17 protein-coding genes are annotated in these 16,007 nt (G+C 59.0%); 10 read left to right on the forward strand and 7 right to left on the reverse strand.

All coding sequences use genetic code 11. From position 1 onward, the window contains the following. The first annotated feature begins 39 nt into the window (after positions 1 to 39). Both AC1DWG_RS12075 and AC1DWG_RS12080 read left to right on the forward strand, forming a co-directional pair. Positions 40 to 468, forward strand: coding sequence for a DUF4160 domain-containing protein (locus AC1DWG_RS12075; RefSeq protein ID WP_477753938.1), 429 nt, complete (start codon positions 40 to 42; stop codon positions 466 to 468). Beyond that, a complete protein-coding gene (locus tag AC1DWG_RS12080; protein ID WP_477753937.1) occupies positions 465 to 911 on the forward strand; it encodes a DUF2442 domain-containing protein in 447 nt (148 codons plus the stop codon). The genes AC1DWG_RS12075 and AC1DWG_RS12080 overlap by 4 nt, the downstream gene beginning before the upstream one ends. A gap of 54 nt (positions 912 to 965) precedes the next feature. Here the strand turns inward: AC1DWG_RS12080 and trmA are convergent, their stop codons facing one another. Together trmA and AC1DWG_RS12090 are read right to left on the reverse strand one after the other, a co-directional pair. Beyond that, a complete protein-coding gene (trmA, locus tag AC1DWG_RS12085) occupies positions 966 to 2,045 on the reverse strand; it encodes a tRNA (uridine(54)-C5)-methyltransferase TrmA (protein ID WP_477760371.1) in 1,080 nt (359 codons plus the stop codon). Further along, on the reverse strand, positions 2,042 to 3,337 hold the full coding sequence (locus tag AC1DWG_RS12090) for an NCS2 family permease (protein ID WP_223461025.1): 1,296 nt from the start codon (positions 3,335 to 3,337) through the stop codon (positions 2,042 to 2,044). Before AC1DWG_RS12090 ends, trmA begins: the two co-directional genes overlap by 4 nt. Before the next feature lie 222 nt (positions 3,338 to 3,559). Between AC1DWG_RS12090 and AC1DWG_RS12095 the strand changes: the two genes are divergently transcribed. Further along, positions 3,560 to 4,006, forward strand: a complete 447-nt coding sequence (locus AC1DWG_RS12095) for a DUF4879 domain-containing protein (protein WP_477764511.1) — start codon at positions 3,560 to 3,562, stop codon at positions 4,004 to 4,006. 68 nt (positions 4,007 to 4,074) lie between these two features. Beyond that, entirely contained in the window at positions 4,075 to 4,626 is a 552-nt protein-coding gene (locus AC1DWG_RS12100; protein ID WP_108231207.1) for a DJ-1 family glyoxalase III, read from the forward strand. Here AC1DWG_RS12100 and AC1DWG_RS12105 read toward each other — a convergent pair. After that, entirely contained in the window at positions 4,623 to 5,882 is a 1,260-nt protein-coding gene (locus tag AC1DWG_RS12105; RefSeq protein WP_477764512.1) for an MFS transporter, read from the reverse strand. The genes AC1DWG_RS12100 and AC1DWG_RS12105 overlap by 4 nt on opposite strands. 393 nt (positions 5,883 to 6,275) lie before the next feature. On the opposite strand from AC1DWG_RS12105, the gene AC1DWG_RS12110 reads away from it, so the two are divergent. The 3 genes from AC1DWG_RS12110 to AC1DWG_RS12120 all read left to right on the forward strand — a co-directional run bounded on the left by AC1DWG_RS12110 (position 6,276) and on the right by AC1DWG_RS12120 (position 8,991). Then, the gene (locus AC1DWG_RS12110) at positions 6,276 to 7,712 is read left to right on the forward strand and encodes a cytochrome ubiquinol oxidase subunit I (protein ID WP_477764513.1); all 1,437 of its coding nucleotides are present in this window, start codon (positions 6,276 to 6,278) and stop codon (positions 7,710 to 7,712) included. Between the two features lie 3 nt (positions 7,713 to 7,715). After that, positions 7,716 to 8,723: a cytochrome d ubiquinol oxidase subunit II gene (gene cydB, locus AC1DWG_RS12115; RefSeq protein WP_223459181.1), complete on the forward strand. Its 1,008-nt coding sequence runs from the start codon at positions 7,716 to 7,718 to the stop codon at positions 8,721 to 8,723. 100 nt (positions 8,724 to 8,823) lie between these two features. Then, positions 8,824 to 8,991 carry a DUF2474 domain-containing protein gene (locus tag AC1DWG_RS12120; protein ID WP_090451518.1) on the forward strand — a complete coding sequence of 56 codons (168 nt, stop codon included), beginning with the start codon at positions 8,824 to 8,826 and terminating at the stop codon, positions 8,989 to 8,991. Between the two features lie 64 nt (positions 8,992 to 9,055). Here the strand turns inward: AC1DWG_RS12120 and AC1DWG_RS12125 are convergent, their stop codons facing one another. Beyond that, positions 9,056 to 10,180, reverse strand: a complete 1,125-nt coding sequence (locus tag AC1DWG_RS12125; RefSeq protein ID WP_477764514.1) for a methyltransferase — start codon at positions 10,178 to 10,180, stop codon at positions 9,056 to 9,058. 175 nt (positions 10,181 to 10,355) lie between these two features. Beyond that, positions 10,356 to 11,069, reverse strand: a complete 714-nt coding sequence (locus tag AC1DWG_RS12130) for an autoinducer binding domain-containing protein (RefSeq protein WP_477764515.1) — start codon at positions 11,067 to 11,069, stop codon at positions 10,356 to 10,358. Between the two features lie 302 nt (positions 11,070 to 11,371). Here AC1DWG_RS12130 and AC1DWG_RS12135 point away from each other — a divergent pair, with 302 nt between their 5' ends. Continuing rightward, the gene (locus AC1DWG_RS12135) at positions 11,372 to 12,148 is read left to right on the forward strand and encodes a ferredoxin--NADP reductase (protein WP_477753929.1); all 777 of its coding nucleotides are present in this window, start codon (positions 11,372 to 11,374) and stop codon (positions 12,146 to 12,148) included. Between the two features lie 41 nt (positions 12,149 to 12,189). On the opposite strand, the gene mscL is transcribed toward AC1DWG_RS12135, so the two are convergent. Continuing rightward, positions 12,190 to 12,603: a large-conductance mechanosensitive channel protein MscL gene (gene mscL / locus AC1DWG_RS12140; protein WP_477764516.1), complete on the reverse strand. Its 414-nt coding sequence runs from the start codon at positions 12,601 to 12,603 to the stop codon at positions 12,190 to 12,192. Positions 12,604 to 13,244: 641 nt separating this feature from the next. Between mscL and radA the strand changes: the two genes are divergently transcribed. Beyond that, on the forward strand, positions 13,245 to 14,612 hold the full coding sequence (gene radA, locus AC1DWG_RS12145; RefSeq protein WP_223541998.1) for a DNA repair protein RadA: 1,368 nt from the start codon (positions 13,245 to 13,247) through the stop codon (positions 14,610 to 14,612). 114 nt (positions 14,613 to 14,726) lie between these two features. Here radA and AC1DWG_RS12150 read toward each other — a convergent pair whose 3' ends face one another. Further along, positions 14,727 to 15,095 (reverse strand): PilZ domain-containing protein, encoded by a 369-nt coding sequence (locus tag AC1DWG_RS12150; RefSeq protein WP_477757074.1) that lies wholly within the window; start codon positions 15,093 to 15,095, stop codon positions 14,727 to 14,729. Between the two features lie 160 nt (positions 15,096 to 15,255). On the opposite strand from AC1DWG_RS12150, the gene AC1DWG_RS12155 reads away from it, so the two are divergent. Then, on the forward strand, positions 15,256 to 16,007 hold a 752-nt coding region (locus tag AC1DWG_RS12155), incomplete at its 3' end, for a carbon starvation CstA family protein (RefSeq protein ID WP_477787848.1).

The following is a 16,007-nucleotide window of genomic DNA, read 5'->3' on the forward strand; positions in this document are numbered from 1 at the left end:
TCGAATTCTCGGATTCATTAACCTAACGGATGGGTTAGCATGAAGGTATGCAATTACAAAGGACTGTCGGTAGTGATCATGTTGCGAGACGAGCATTGTCCGCCTCATGCGCATGTGGAGGCGGGTACGTGGAGTGCGAGATTCAGGTTCAGTTTTTGGCACAACGGTGTCGAACTCTGGGATGTAGTTCCGCTTTCGCGTCGGCCACCGATCGCGGTGCTTGAGGGATTGCGCCAATCGCTGCAGCAACCTGCCCATTTGCGGCGCGCCCGCGGCATCTGGTGGCGAAAACTACAAACAGCTTGTCTCGATAATCAATTGTGGGACTGGCAAAGCAACGAAGTCGTTGTGGTGAAAAGGGTTGTCAGTACTACCAATATGATTGGATCGGCTTGCTACGAACCTGAATCGAACAGGACGTTGCTATCCCTGATAGGTGCACAGGAGAGTGTGGAGATCGAGTTATGAAAACGATAAAAGCCAAGGTTCAGGCCGATAGTCCCGTAACGGAAAGTAGCCTGGACAAAGCCATTGAACGTGGCGAGTTACGTAGAAAAAATAGCCTGCAAGCGACAGCGGTTACCTACCTGGCCCCCTGTCTGGCCGTCAGCTTCGAAGATGGCAGCGGCGTATTGTTGCCCGTGGCCAACTATTCGGAGTTCGATGATTTTGAGGGCGGGGACTTCGCCAGTCTAACGGTCGGCTATGCGGGTACTGCCCTGTGCCATGAAGGCAAGGACCTGCATGTATCTATCGCCGGGATGATTTCTGCGAGCAAGCCGCTGATGGCCATGGCGGCCTCGGTCGTCGCTTCGCGCAATGGTCGCCAGAGCAGCGCCGCAAAGTCTGAAGCTGCGCGGGCCAACGGCAGGAAAGGCGGGCGCCCGCGCAAGGTCGATGTTGTCTTGTAAGCTCCCACAAAAAAGCCGTCGTGAAGACGGCTTTTTTGTGCCTGGCAGGCGCCATCAACGGCGGGTCAACAACACCCCGGATTCCATGTGATGGGTCCAGGGGAACTGGTCGAACATCGCGCATCGGGTGATGCGGTGGGTGTCGTGCAGTTGGGCGATATTGGCCGCCAGGGTCTCCGGATTGCAGGAGATGTACAGGATGTTGTCGAAGCGCCGGGTCAGTTCGCAGGTGTCCGGGTCCATGCCGGCGCGAGGCGGGTCGACGAATACACTGCCGAACTCGTAGCTCTTGAGGTCGATGCCGTGCAGGCGGCGGAACGGACGCACTTCGTTCAGGGCTTCGGTCAGTTCTTCGGCGGATAGACGCACCAGGGTGACGTTATTCACCGCATTCTCGCTGAGATTGCTCAGCGCCGCGTTGACCGAGGTCTTGCTGATTTCGGTGGCTAGCACTTTGCGCACGCGAGTGGCGAGCGGCAGGGTGAAGTTGCCGTTGCCGCAATACAGCTCCAGCAAATCATCGGAGCGATCGCCAAGCGCGTCGTATGCCCAGTTGAGCATCTTCTGGTTCACCGTGCCGTTGGGCTGGGTGAACGCGCCTTCCGGCTGGCGGTAGCTGAAGGTGCGGCCGCCGACGTCCAGTTGCTCGACTACGTAATCGTGGCCAATGACTTCGCGCTTGCCCTTGGAGCGGCCGATGACGCTGACGTTCAGGTCCGTCGCCAGTTTCGACGCCGCCGCGTGCCAGTGCTCGTCCAGCGGGCGGTGATAGCACAAGGTAATCATCGCGTCGCCAGCCAGCGTGGTCAGGAACTCCACCTGGAACAGCTTGTGACTCAGGGCCGTGCTGGCTTGCCATGCTGCCTTGAGTTGCGGCATCAACTGGTTGATGCGCAGGCTGGCAATCGGGAACTCTTCGATCAGGATTGGCGTGCGTTTGTCTTCCTGGGAAAACATTGCGTAATGACGCTCGCCGGCCTCGCGCCACAGGCGGAACTCGGCGCGCAGGCGGAAGTTTTTCAGCGGCGAATCGAAAACGGCTGGCTCGGGTGCATCGAACGGGGCCAGCAAGTCACGCAAGCGCGTGACCTTTTCTTCGAGCTGAACGGCATAGGCCTGGGAATCAAAAGTCATGCGTTGAACCAACCCAGCTTGATCACGAACAGAATCGACAGGATCACCAGTGCCGGGTTCAGCTCACGGCCGCGACCGGACATCAGCTTGATGGCGGTCCAGGAAATGAAACCGAAGGCGATGCCATTGGCGATGGAATAAGTGAACGGCATCGCCAGCGCAGTGATTACCACCGGCGCGGCAACGGTGATGTCGTCCCAGTCTATTTCGGCCAGGCCGGATGTCATCAGCACGGCGACGAACAGCAGGGCCGGTGCAGTGGCGAAGGCTGGAACGCTGGCGGCCAGTGGCGAGAAGAACAGCGCCAGCAGGAACAGGATCGCGACCACGACGGCGGTCAGGCCGGTGCGGCCACCGGCACTCACGCCAGCGGCGGATTCGATGTAGCTGGTGGTGGTCGAGGTGCCCAGCAGGGAACCGGCCATGGCTGCAGTGCTGTCGGCGATCAGCGCGCGACCCATTTTCGGCATGTGACCGTCCTTGCTCATCAATCCGGCACGCTTGGCGACGCCGATCAGAGTGCCGGAGTTATCGAACAGGTCGACGAACAGGAAGGCGAAGATCACGCTGACCAGACCGATGTCCAGTGCGCCCTTGATGTCCAGTTGCAAGAAGGTCGGGGCCAGGGACGGCGGCATCGACATCACGCCGCCGAACGGGGTGAAGCCCATCACGATCGAAACGATGGTCACCACCAGAATGCCGATCAGCACCGCACCGCGCACGGCAAGGGCTTCGAGCGCGACGATCAGGGCAAACCCGAGGGTGGCGAGAATCGGAGCCGGTTGTTTCAGGTCACCGAGGCCGACCATGGTCGCCGGGTTGCTGACCACGATTCCGGCATTGTGCAGGGCGATCAGCGCCAGGAACAGGCCGATGCCGGCAGCAATCGCCGAGCGCAGCGGTAGCGGGATGCTATTGATGATCCATTCACGGATGCGGAAGATCGACAGCAGAAAGAAACACACCGCCGAGATGAACACCGCGCCCAGTGCCACTTGCCAGGTGTGGCCCATGTGCAGGACCACGGTGTAGGTGAAGAAGGCGTTCAGGCCCATGCCCGGTGCGAGGGCGATCGGGTAGTTGGCGATCAGGCCCATGGTCGTCGAGCCGATGGCGGCTGCCAGACAGGTGGCGACAAACACCGCGCCCTTGTCCATGCCGGTCTCGCCGAGGATGCTCGGGTTGACGAACAGAATGTAGGCCATGGCCAAAAAGGTCGTGACGCCCGCCAGAATCTCGGTCCGCACGTTGGTGTTGTGTGCCTTGAGTTGAAACAGCCTTTCCAGCATGTCTGCTCCCCGTGGCGCGCCGGGCGCCGTGAATGTATCGACCTCAACAGCAAAGCACAGGCAGCAGAGCGCGCCTGGAAATTACTGTGGGCCGGAAAAAGCCGCGCATCATACCAGTAGCTTGGGGATATGGCTGCTTATGGCGGTGATCGTCGTCGATGTTTTGCGACAACACCAAGTACGCCATACTGTGCGCTGGTTTTTTGGGTGGATGGGGCCTGCATGAAAAGGCGTCTGGTTAGCTTGTTCGGCGTATGGATGGCGTTGTTTCTCGGGGCTCAAACGGCCGTGGCGGCCTCTGCTACGTCACTGACGCAATTGAAGGTGCTCAAAGTCGCGTCGCCGTCCTGTGGTGTTGAAAACATCGACGAAGGGCAAACCCGGACTCGCTGCGATCACAATGGCCCGAACATCACGGTGTACGTGCTGGAAGTGGGTTATGGACGCGAGGCCCATGTCGCCCTGGACGGTTTCGAAGTGAATGGCACCCGCACACCGGTCTGCGCGTTCAAGAACGGCAACCTGACCAGTTGCACCCCCGGGGAAAAAACCGTCGGCTATTTGTATGCCCTCGATCTGGCTGGCAAGCAGGAAGGCACGCTGACCTTCAGCAATACCTCGATCAACGCGCCCGGCAATACGATGTCGACGCAGCTTTTCATCAAGTAACCACAGGTCCCGAACAAGGGGCAGGAAAGCTGGCTACGCTTAAAAGATCACTCTGTGGACAATACCTGATGACCTTTAGAGCCTTGATTGCCCTCGCCGAGGGCACCGATGACCTGCAAACCGTGACCCTGATCGACGTACTGCGCCGCGCCAAAATAGAAGTGGTGGTGGCCAGTATCGAAGGGCGGCGCATGCTCACCTGCGCCCGCGGCACGCGCCTGACGTCCGATGCCATGCTGGTGGATTTGCTGGCGCAGCCCTTCGACCTGATCGCCTTGCCGGGTGGTGCGGTGGGTTCGCAGCACTTGGCAGCACACCAACCCCTGCAACAATTGATCAAGGATCAGGCGGCAGCCGGTCGCCTGTTCGCCGGCATCGCCGAGGCGCCCGCCGTGGCGCTGCAGGCCTTTGGCGTATTGCGTCAACGGCGCATGACCTGCCTGCCCTCGGCCAGCCATCAATTGTTGGGCTGTAACTTCGTTGATCAACCGGTGGTGGTCGACGGCAATTGCATCACCGCCCAGGGCTCGGCTGGCGCCTTGGCATTTGCCTTGGCGCTGGTGGAACAACTCTGCGGAAAAGCCACACGTGCGGCGGTGGCGGGGGAATTGCTGGTTTAGCCTGCTTGGACTTTCGCTTCTTCCCTTTCTTCATCTTTAGCCACGTGCATGCGATCGCGGCTGGCCAGTGTCGGGAACAGTTTGACCCACGCCCCGGTTACCACCAGCGTGCCGATCCCGCCCATGACCACGGCTGGCACGGTACCGAACCAGTGGGCAGTCAGGCCCGATTCGAATTCGCCCAACTGGTTCGAAGCACCGATGAACAGACCATTCACGGCGCTGACCCGGCCGCGCATTTCGTCCGGGGTTTCCAGTTGCACGAACGAGGCGCGGATCACCATGCTGATCATGTCTGCCGCGCCCAATACCACCAGCACCGCCAGGGAAAACCAGAACGAGGTCGACAGACCGAAGGCGATGGTTGCCACGCCGAAAACGCCCACGGCGGTGAACATCACCCGCCCGACGTTGCGCTCCACGGCAAACCGCGCCAGGAACAGCGACATCAGCAGCGCACCCACTGCCGGTGCCGAGCGCAACAGGCCCAGCCCCCACGGGCCGGTCAGCAGGATGTCCTTGGCGAACACCGGCAGCAACGCCGTCGCACCACCCAATAGCACCGCGAACAGATCGAGGGAGATCGCCCCGAGAATGTCCGGACGACTGCGGATAAAGCGAATGCCCGCCAGCAATGAATCCAGAGTGGCCTTGCCCTTGTTCAGCGGGGTTTGCCGGGCTGGCAGGTTGAGCATCAGCGAACAGGCGATGACATACAAAAGCACCGTCGGGCCATACACCCAGACGCTGCCGAAGGCGTAGAGCAAACCGCCGAGGGCCGGGGCGACGATGGTTGCCGATTGCTGGGCCGATTGCGCGGCGGCCACCGCACGGGGAAACAGCGCGCTGGGCACTATGCTGGGCAGCAGCGCCTGGGTGGTCGGCATTTCAAAGGAACGCGCGGCGCCGAGCAGGAAGGCCAGGATAAAGATCATTTCCCGTGTGACATGATCGGTGGCACTGCCGATGGCCAACGACAGGGCGATCAGTGCCTGCACGGACTGGCAGATCGCCGCGACCTTGCGCCGGTCATAGCGGTCGGCGACGTGTCCTGTGTGCAGCATGAACAGCACGCGCGGGGCGAACTCGACCAGGCCGACCAGACCCAGGTCGAGCACGTTACCGGTCAATTGATACAGGTTCCAGCCGATGGCCACGGTGAGCATCTGGAAGCCGCTGGCGGTGAATACCCGGGCCATCCAGAACGCGAGAAAAGGGCGATGGTGACGTAACAGCAAGGGCTCTTGGCTGGGCATCTGCGGGACAATCTGGGGAGAGGGGAGCGGCGAGATTATCACCAACCTGTAACAGGAAGTTGTCATGACAAAAAAATTTAGTTAGCCAGATATCTATTTCCTCAACGCTCCCACAGTGAATGTGTTGCAGCCAATGACAAAAGCCGTGAGGCAACTTGTCACGCGGCAAAAGACCACGCGGTTCATCCCCGAAATTGGGACTACTCTTTCAACGTTGATTGATCCAGATCAAAACCCACAAAAGGAATTGATCCGGCGGCCGCAAGGCCAGACTCCCTGCGTTGTGATGCGTGCAAAAAAAGAACAAACAGAGATTCGCCACACTCCATATCCGTGGGGACCGTGGGTGCAGGCTTCCAGCCAGCAGCCGTACTACCTGACAGAGGAAGACTTATGTTCGGTTTAGAGGCACTTGATCTCGCCCGAATTCAGTTCGCGTTCACCATCTCGTTCCACATCCTGTTTCCGGCCATCACCATCGGCCTGGCGAGTTACCTGGCGGTACTCGAAGGCCTGTGGCTGAAAACCCATAACGACACCTACCGTGACCTCTACCATTTCTGGTCGAAAATCTTTGCCGTCAACTTCGGCATGGGGGTGGTTTCCGGCCTGGTCATGGCCTATCAGTTCGGCACCAACTGGAGCCGCTTCTCGGACTTCGCCGGTTCCGTGACAGGGCCGTTGCTGACCTATGAAGTGCTCACGGCGTTCTTCCTCGAGGCCGGGTTCCTCGGCGTCATGCTGTTTGGCTGGAACAAGGTCGGACGTGGCCTGCACTTCTTCGCTACCGTAATGGTGGCCATCGGTACATTGATCTCGACGTTCTGGATTCTTGCCTCCAATAGCTGGATGCAGACCCCGCAGGGCTTCGAGATCGTCAACGGTCAGGTCATACCCACCGACTGGCTGGCGGTTATCTTCAACCCGTCGTTCCCGTATCGCCTGATGCACATGGCCACGGCGGCGTTCGTCGCCACGGCCTTCTTCGTCGGTTCCTCCGCGGCCTGGCATTTGCTGCGAGGCAGGGACAACCCGGCGATCCGCAAAATGCTCTCGATGGCCATGTGGATGGCATTGATCGTCGCGCCGATCCAGGCGGTCATTGGTGATTTCCACGGTCTGAACACGCTTGAGCATCAGCCGGCAAAAATCGCCGCGATCGAGGGGCACTGGGAGAACGTCGGTAACGAAGCGACTCCGCTGATCCTGTTCGGCTGGCCGGACATGAAGGAGGAGAAAACCAGGTTCGCTGTCGAGATCCCGTACCTGGGCAGCCTGATTCTCACGCACTCCCTGGACAAACAGGTGCCGGCGCTCAAGGAGTTCCCGCCTGAAGACCGGCCGAATTCGACCATCGTGTTCTGGTCGTTCCGGATCATGGTGGGCCTGGGCTTGCTGATGATTTTCACCGGTTTGTGGAGCCTGTGGCTGCGCAAGCGCGACACCCTCTACTCCTCGCGGCCGTTCCTGTACCTGGCGCTGTGGATGGGGCCGTCCGGCCTGATCGCGATTCTCGCTGGCTGGTTCACCACCGAAATCGGCCGTCAGCCGTGGGTGGTCTATGGCCTGATGCGTACGGCGGATGCGTCGTCGAACCATAGCTTCATGCAGATGAGCATCACCCTGATCCTGTTTGTCGTGGTTTATTTCGCGCTGTTTGGCGCCGGTCTTGGCTACATGATGCGCCTGGTGCGCAAGGGGCCGAAGACCGATGAAGGCAAGGAAACCAACGACGGGGGCCCCGGCCAGAAACGCACACCGGCCCGGCCGTTGTCCGCAGCCGACGACGATCACGCCGATGCCGGCCACAGCCTGACCAAGGAGATTTGAATCATGGGTATTGATCTTCCGCTGATCTGGGCCGTGATCATCATCTTCGGCGTCATGATGTACGTGGTCATGGACGGTTTTGACCTGGGCATCGGCATTCTCTTCCCGTTCATTCCGGGCAAGACCGATCGCGATGTGATGATGAACACCGTTGCCCCGGTCTGGGACGGCAACGAGACCTGGCTGGTGTTGGGTGGCGCGGCGTTGTTCGGCGCGTTTCCGCTGGCCTATTCGGTGGTGCTCTCGGCGTTGTACCTGCCGCTGATACTGATGTTGATCGGGTTGATCTTCCGCGGTGTGGCCTTCGAGTTCCGCTTCAAGGCCAGGGACGACAAGCGCCACCTGTGGGACAAGGCGTTCATCGGTGGCTCGGTCACCGCGACGTTCTTCCAGGGCGTTGCGCTTGGCGCGTTCATCGATGGGCTGCCGGTGGTCAATCGGCAGTTCGCCGGTGGTTCACTGGACTGGCTGACACCGTTCACGATGTTCTGTGGTGCGGCGCTGGTGGTGGCGTATGCGCTGCTCGGTTGCACCTGGCTGATCATGAAGACCGAAGGCAAGTTGCAGGAACAGATGCATGACCTGGCCCGGCCATTGGCCTTCGTGCTGCTGGCGGTGATTGGCATCGTCAGCATCTGGACCCCGTTGGCCCACGCAGAAATCGCCGCACGCTGGTTCACCATGCCGAACCTGTTCTGGTTCATGCCGGTGCCGATTCTGGTGCTGGTGACGATGTACGGTCTGATCCGTGCCGTGGCCCGCAACGCGCACTACACGCCGTTCCTGCTGACCCTGGTGCTGATCTTCCTCGGTTACAGCGGGTTGGGCATCAGCCTGTGGCCGAACATCATCCCGCCGTCGATCTCGATCTGGGACGCCGCCGCGCCGCCGCAAAGCCAGGGCTTCATGCTGGTGGGCACACTGTTCATCATCCCGTTCATCCTGGGCTACACCTTCTGGAGCTACTACGTGTTCCGCGGCAAGGTCACCCATGAAGACGGTTATCACTAGCCCTGTGCACCGCGAACCTGTGGGAGCGAGCTTGCTCCAGGCGGCGTTCCGACGATGGCGTCCTGACAGAAGCCATCGATCTACATCGGAGGATTTATCAATGAACGGCAAACATTCCCTGCACGACATTGAAGAAGCCGAAAAAAAGCCGCTGTGGCAGCGGCTCGGCTGGTTGGCCCTGATCTGGGTCGGCAGTGTGGGCGCCTTGTTCATCGTCGCCAGCCTGATGCGTCTGTTCATGAGCGCGGCCGGCCTGACCACGCACTGACATCTCTCCCGTGGCCTCAAGGCACGGATTTACGACCCTCCGACCGGAGGGTTTTTTTTGCCTGTTACTTGCGCGCCTTGAGGATGACGAATTTCGGATTGGTTGCCACTTGCTCGACACCGCGGAACAATCGCGCGAGCTTGCTGTGGTAACCCAGGTGACGATTGCCGACGATGTACAGCGCGCCGCCCACGACCAGCGCTTCGCGCGCCTGCTGGAACATCCGCCAGGCCAGGAAGTCGCCCACCACTTGTTGCTGGTGAAACGGTGGATTGCACAGCACAACGTCGAGCGATTGCGGTTCCTGGCCGGCCAGGCCATCACCGGCACGCACGATCACTTCCCGTTCACCCAACGCAGCGCGCCAGTTTTCAGAGGCCGATTGCACAGCCATGAACGACTCGTCCACCAGCGTGTAGTGGGCCTCGCGGTTTTGCAGGGCACTGGCGATGGCCAGAACACCGTTGCCGCACCCAAGGTCAGCGACTCGCGAAGTACCGAGGTTTTTCGGCAAGTGCGGCAGGAAGGCTCGCGTGCCGATGTCCAGGCCTTCGCGGCAAAACACATTGGCGTGGTTGAGCAGTTCGATAGCCGGTTCGTCGAGTCTGTATCGCGTTGGGTAAGGCGATACAACTGGCGTTTTGTCTTGCGCAGTGGCAATCAATAGCCGCGCCTTCTTCACGGCCAACGAGGCTTGCACCGGGCCGATGTAACGCTGGAGCAAGTCGCCCGCGGCCCGGGGCAGATGTTTGATCATGGCCGCGGCAACCACTTGGGCGCCGGGTGCCAGTTGACCTTGCAGGCGGATCAGTTGTTCTTCCAGCAGTGCCAGGGTTTTCGGTACACGGATCAGCACACAGTCGAACGGCCCGACAGGGGCCTCGCTGGCGGGTACGCTCGGCACCGCATCAAACGCCAGGCCGTTGCGCACCAGGTTCTTTTCCAGACCCTGCAAGGCCAGGAACGAATCACCGCTGCTGATCACCCGCACCTTGCCCGCCAGGCTGGCTGCCAGCGCGCCGAAACTGTCATTGAGCACCAATACCCGAGTGTCGACCGCCGGCTGCTGTTCGGCCAGATGATTGAGCAGGTATTCATCGGCCGCATCGAAAGCTTGCAGCGGTTCATTCTGCTGTTCGGGCTGGCGGATCAGGTCGAGGCTGGCGAAGGCTGTTTCGAGCAAAGGCATGGGGCGGGGCTCTGGGTAATCAACGGATGTCCCGCTGCCCGAAGGCGTTGAAGCGGGCGGAGCCGTCCGAGTGTAATGCGTCGTGCAGGTCTACACGCCAGCACTCAGGAGGAACCGCAAATGGTACGTTTTTTTTGCCTGGATTACCCGCAGGTTTTCCCGCAGTCGGGCGCTTTCAGATGGCTCCGGACCGGGCCGCGGCGATGACTGCCGCAATCTTGTTGTTGACGCCGAGCTTCTCGATAGCCCTGTGCACATGAAAGTTGATGGTGCGTTCACTCAAATTGAGGATCCTGGCAATTTCATAGGCCGTCTTGCCATCGGCCGACAGTTTCAATACTTCGAGTTCCCGCCGTGACAAGGGGGGAGCCTGGGGGCGAGCCGGTTTTTTCGGTTGCATTGCGTTCGCCAGAGCGTGCAAATGGCGGCTGATGAACACCGAGAATCCAAGATGCTCGTACAGCTCATAGGCTGAAATCGGGCAATGGCTTCTGGCCAGGCTGAAAATGCTGCGCAGACCGGTTTCCTCATCAAAGATCGCCTGGGACCAGCCATGCTGCAAGCCTTGTTGTCGCAGCAACTGCCATAACCATGGCGTCCTGGAAAAAAGCTCTTCACTCCAGAGAACAGGCAACATTGAGCGATTGCAATGCGCCACTATTGGATCTATTTGCATGGCGTTGTTTTTTTCATATTGAGTATTCCACTCATGGGGGTAGTTGTTCAGGTTCACCGTACTGGTGTCGACCCCGAATGAGTTTGAAGTAATTGAAAAGCCACAAAATTTATATCCAAGGTTTCTAGCGAAATTGAGCGCGATTTGATAGGCAGTACTGATCTCTTGTGTGTGCGTCAATTGTTTGAGCTGCGACTCCTTCCAGATCTCCATACAGTGATCTCCATTAGAGTGTCTTCTGGGTGCAGTATTGGATCAAGGATCCGGCACGCCACGAAGTGTAGGACATTTCCTGCGGAAGTGATTCGACAATTTTGCTCTTTTGACTGTTGGAAAAGTGTGCTCAAGGTTCTTAGGGAGTAAATGGTTATGAAATGCCACATATAATTTTATATGTAGGGTTGTATTCGTATTCTGTAATCGACTACTAGTGCGCATTAATGTCACTACAAATTGTCGGTGGTTACGCTGCTTTCTTTGCGGGACACTGGGGTATCTGTTGATTGGAGCCTTCCATGTCCGTCAGTGAAGAAAAATTTACGCGCCAGACCTTGCTCGAGGTTCATCCGCTGACCCCGAACCTGTTTACCCTGCGCGCCACGCGGGATGCAGGGTTTCGTTTTCGGGCGGGGCAGTTTGCCCGGTTGGGCGTCACCAAGGCTGACGGCAGCACGGTATGGCGCGCCTACTCCATGGTGTCCTCGCCCTTTGACGAGTTCCTCGAGTTCTTTTCCATTGTCGTACCGGGCGGTGAGTTCACCAGTGAACTGAGCCGCCTGGGCGTTGACGATACATTGCTGGTCGACCGCCAGGCCTTCGGCTACTTGACGCTGGACCGTTTTGTCGATGGCCGCGATCTGTGGTTGTTATCCACAGGCACGGGCATCGCACCGTTCCTGTCGATACTCCAGGATTTCGACGTCTGGGAGAGATTCGAGCGGATCATCCTGGTCTACAGCGTTCGCGAAGCCCGGGAACTGGCTTATCAGGAGCTGATCGCGGGGCTGGCGCAACTTGAGTATCTGGCTGAGTACGCACACAAATTGCAATTCATCGCCACAGTCACTCGTGAGCAGCATCCTGGCGCATTGAACGGGCGGATCACCACACTGATTGAAAACGGCGAGTTGGAGCGCAGCGCGGGAGTTGCGCTGACGCCTGAGCATTCACGGGTCATGCTGTGCGGCAACCCGCAGATGATCGATGACACGCGCAAGTTGCTTAAACAGCGGGACATGCACTTGAGCCTCAGCCGGCGACCCGGCCAAGTGGCGGTGGAAAACTTCTGGTAAGCAAAACGGCGCCTCAAAGGCGCCGTTTTTTGCCAGTGCAGTCAAGGCCGGTTGTTTTGGGCCTTGAGCAAGTCGCGGATCTCGCTCAGTAACTCTTCTTCCTTGGTGGGAACCGGCGGCAGGCTAGGGGCCACGGACTCCTCACGCTTCAGGCGGTTGATGGCCTTGACGCCCATGAAGATCGCAAAGGCGACGATGACGAAGTCGATGATGGTCTGGATGAATTTGCCATAGGCCAGCAGCACCGCAGGAATGGCGCCGTCTGCTGCCTTGAGCGTTATGGCCAGATCACTGAAGTCCACGCCACCGATCAGCATCCCGATTGGCGGCATGATCAGGTCACCGACAAACGACGTAACGATCTTGCCGAAGGCCGCACCGATGATGATGCCGACGGCCATGTCGACCACGTTGCCTTTGACCGCGAAGGCCTTGAACTCGTTTAGCACGCCCATAGGTTATTCCTTGTTACAGATGAGGTAGATGAAAGCAGTGTAAATCAGCCAATCGCATCCTGCTCGAATCAACGGCCTGCTGCGTTTGCCAGCCATTGACCCGGGTGGTGTTGAAAAATTCACCGATTGATCTCATCTGAGGTCGGTCAGGCCTTCTGAGGAGTTCGCATACGACGTTTTTTTTCAGCGAAATGGCGTCATTTGTGTGGGCGAGCCAAGGTTGAGCGACCACTCCTGAATCGGGACGCTCAAGATGATCGGGCAGTTAGTGGCCAAGAGGCTGCATTGAAAATTAAATGCAGCCGTAGTGATGTGAACTGTTTCGTTAGTTTGAGGTGTCTGACAAGTTGCGCGTTTCTCTGAATCATGGCTGCGTTTTGTTTGAATGTTTTCGAAGTTGTGCATGAAGTATGTAAGTGAACAAAGTCTGTATAGGTTTTCAAAGTGTGCGGTATGGCATGTCCCTAGAGTTTGTTGGCCGAGTTGAGCGAAAAACTTATACAAGGTTTTGTAGGGTGGGTGTATCTCAATATGCCTGTGTTTAATAAGGTTATTTGAAGTCATCAAAAGGGTTGCGAAATATCTGGCCGCACTCGCGCGCCTTGGCTGAGCTATCATCGCGTTTTTTTCCAGGAGTTCCGATGGCCAAGGCCAAGCGCATGTACGGCTGCACCGAGTGCGGCTCAACCTTCCCCAAATGGGCCGGCCAGTGCGGTGAGTGCGGGGCCTGGAACACGCTTACCGAAACCATGGTGGAAAGCGGCGGGGCAGCCGCCCCCAGCGGTCGTACCGGCTGGACCGGCCAGCAGGCGCAGATCAAGACCCTGGCCGAAGTCAGTGTCGAAGAAATTCCGCGCTTCTCCACCGCTTCCAGCGAGCTGGACCGGGTTCTGGGTGGTGGTCTGGTGGATGGCTCGGTGGTGCTGATCGGTGGCGACCCTGGCATCGGCAAGTCGACCATTCTGCTGCAAACCTTGTGCAACCTCGCCAAGAGCATGCCGGCGCTGTATGTCACTGGTGAGGAATCCCAGCAGCAAGTGGCCATGCGTGCGCGGCGCCTGGGGTTGCCTCAGGATCAACTGCGGGTCATGACCGAAACCTGCATCGAAACCATCATTGCCACGGCCCGTCAGGAAAAACCCAAGGTCATGGTAATCGACTCGATCCAGACGATCTTTACCGAGCAATTGCAATCGGCACCGGGCGGTGTATCCCAGGTGCGCGAAAGCGCGGCGTTGCTGGTGCGCTATGCCAAACAGAGCGGTACGGCGATTTTCCTGGTGGGCCACGTCACCAAGGAAGGCGCGCTGGCTGGCCCTCGGGTGCTGGAGCATATGGTCGACACCGTGCTGTATTTCGAAGGCGAGTCTGACGGGCGCCTGCGTCTGCTGCGGGCGGTGAAGAACCGCTTCGGTGCCGTCAATGAACTGGGCGTTTTCGGCATGACCGACAAAGGTCTGAAAGAAGTCTCCAACCCGTCGGCGATTTTTCTGACCCGTGCCCAGGAAGAAGTCCCGGGCAGTGTGGTGATGGCAACATGGGAAGGCACACGGCCGATGCTGGTGGAGGTTCAGGCACTGGTGGACGACAGTCACCTGGCCAACCCGCGTCGGGTCACGCTGGGGCTGGATCAAAACCGGCTGGCGATGTTGCTGGCGGTGCTGCACCGTCACGGTGGCATTCCGACCCACGATCAGGACGTCTTTCTCAACGTGGTCGGCGGGGTCAAGGTGCTGGAAACGGCGTCCGACCTGGCGTTGATGGCGGCGGTGATGTCCAGTTTGCGCAACCGGCCGTTGCCCCACGATCTGCTGGTGTTCGGTGAAGTCGGGCTTTCCGGTGAAGTGCGTCCGGTGCCGAGCGGTCAGGAGCGTTTGAAAGAAGCCGCCAAGCACGGCTTCAAGCGGGCCATCGTGCCCAAGGGCAATGCGCCGAAAGAGGCGCCGGCGGGGTTGCAGATCATTGCCGTCACTCGCCTGGAGCAGGCACTCGACGCGTTATTCGAGTAACGCCTATCCCCCGTAGGAGCTGCCGAAGGCTCGGGCCGCGTTCGGACGATCTTTTGATCTTGCATTTTTAAGATCAAAAGATCGCAGCCTTCGGTAGCTCCTACAGAGGTACGTTCAGGCTTCGATCAGCGCACCCAACTCTCGCTCCAGTTCGGCTTCGTCGCCCAGGTTGAGCTCGATCAATCGCCGCAGGCGTTCGATGGACTCCAGGCTGATGTGCCGGCAGACAAAGCCAAGCTGGCCGTGATCTTCGTGGGTCAGGTGCACATCCATGGCGATATCGACGTCATCGCTCAGATGAATATCTACTGAAAAATCCTGCTGGCGATCGCCCTGCCAGTGTTCGGGTCGCTCGATCAGCAACCCCTTGAGCGACAGATCAATCAACTTCACCGGCCAGGTGGACTCACCCTGACTCAGCCCGGTTCGGGCATCGAACGCAATACGTTTGAAGCGGCGACGTTCGGCAGGGTGCTCGCTCATGGCGCGATCCTCTTAGATGTACGCTGACTATAGACCTGCACTCTTGAAGGCGGCCAGCGCGTGCAGGTATCCAGCCCTATATCGGGGTATGGTCTTTGCCGTCAGGAGCGCTAAACTCGGGGTGGTTGTCTTTCTTGTCCACTCTGGCTGGAATATCAAAATGAAAAATAATAATAGCCCGCTACGCCATTTGCCTTGGCTGGTGCTGGCAATCACAGGTGCGTGCGCCCTGGGTGTCGTGGCATTGCGCCGGGGCGAGGCAATCAACGCCTTGTGGATTGTGGTCGCTGCCGTGGCCATCTATCTGGTCGCCTATCGCTACTACAGTCTGTTCATCGCTAACAATGTCATGCAACTCGATGCGCGGCGGGCCACTCCCGCTGTGCTCAACAATGACGGTCTGGACTATGTGCCGACCAACAAGCACRTTCTCTTCGGTCACCACTTYGCGGCCATCGCYGGCGCRGGTCCGCTGGTCGGTCCGGTGCTGGCGGCGCAGATGGGCTACTTGCCCGGCACGCTGTGGCTGATYGCYGGCGTGGTGCTGGCCGGTGCGGTGCAGGACTTCATGGTCCTGTTCATGTCCACCCGCCGCAACGGCCGTTCGCTGGGCGACATGGTCCGTGAGGAAATGGGCCGCATCCCCGGGACCATCGCGCTGTTCGGTTGCTTCCTGATCATGATCATCATCCTCGCGGTGCTGGCGTTGATCGTGGTGAAAGCCCTGGCCGAAAGCCCGTGGGGCATTTTCACGGTGATGGCGACCATCCCGATCGCGATGTTCATGGGCATYTACATGCGCTACATCCGTCCGGGTCGCATCGGTGAAATCTCGGTGATCGGCGTGCTATTGCTGCTGGGTTCGATCTGGCTCGGCGGGCAGATTGCCGCGGACCCGGTGTGGGCCAAGGC

The organism is Pseudomonas sp. P4_B3, assembly GCF_056402295.1.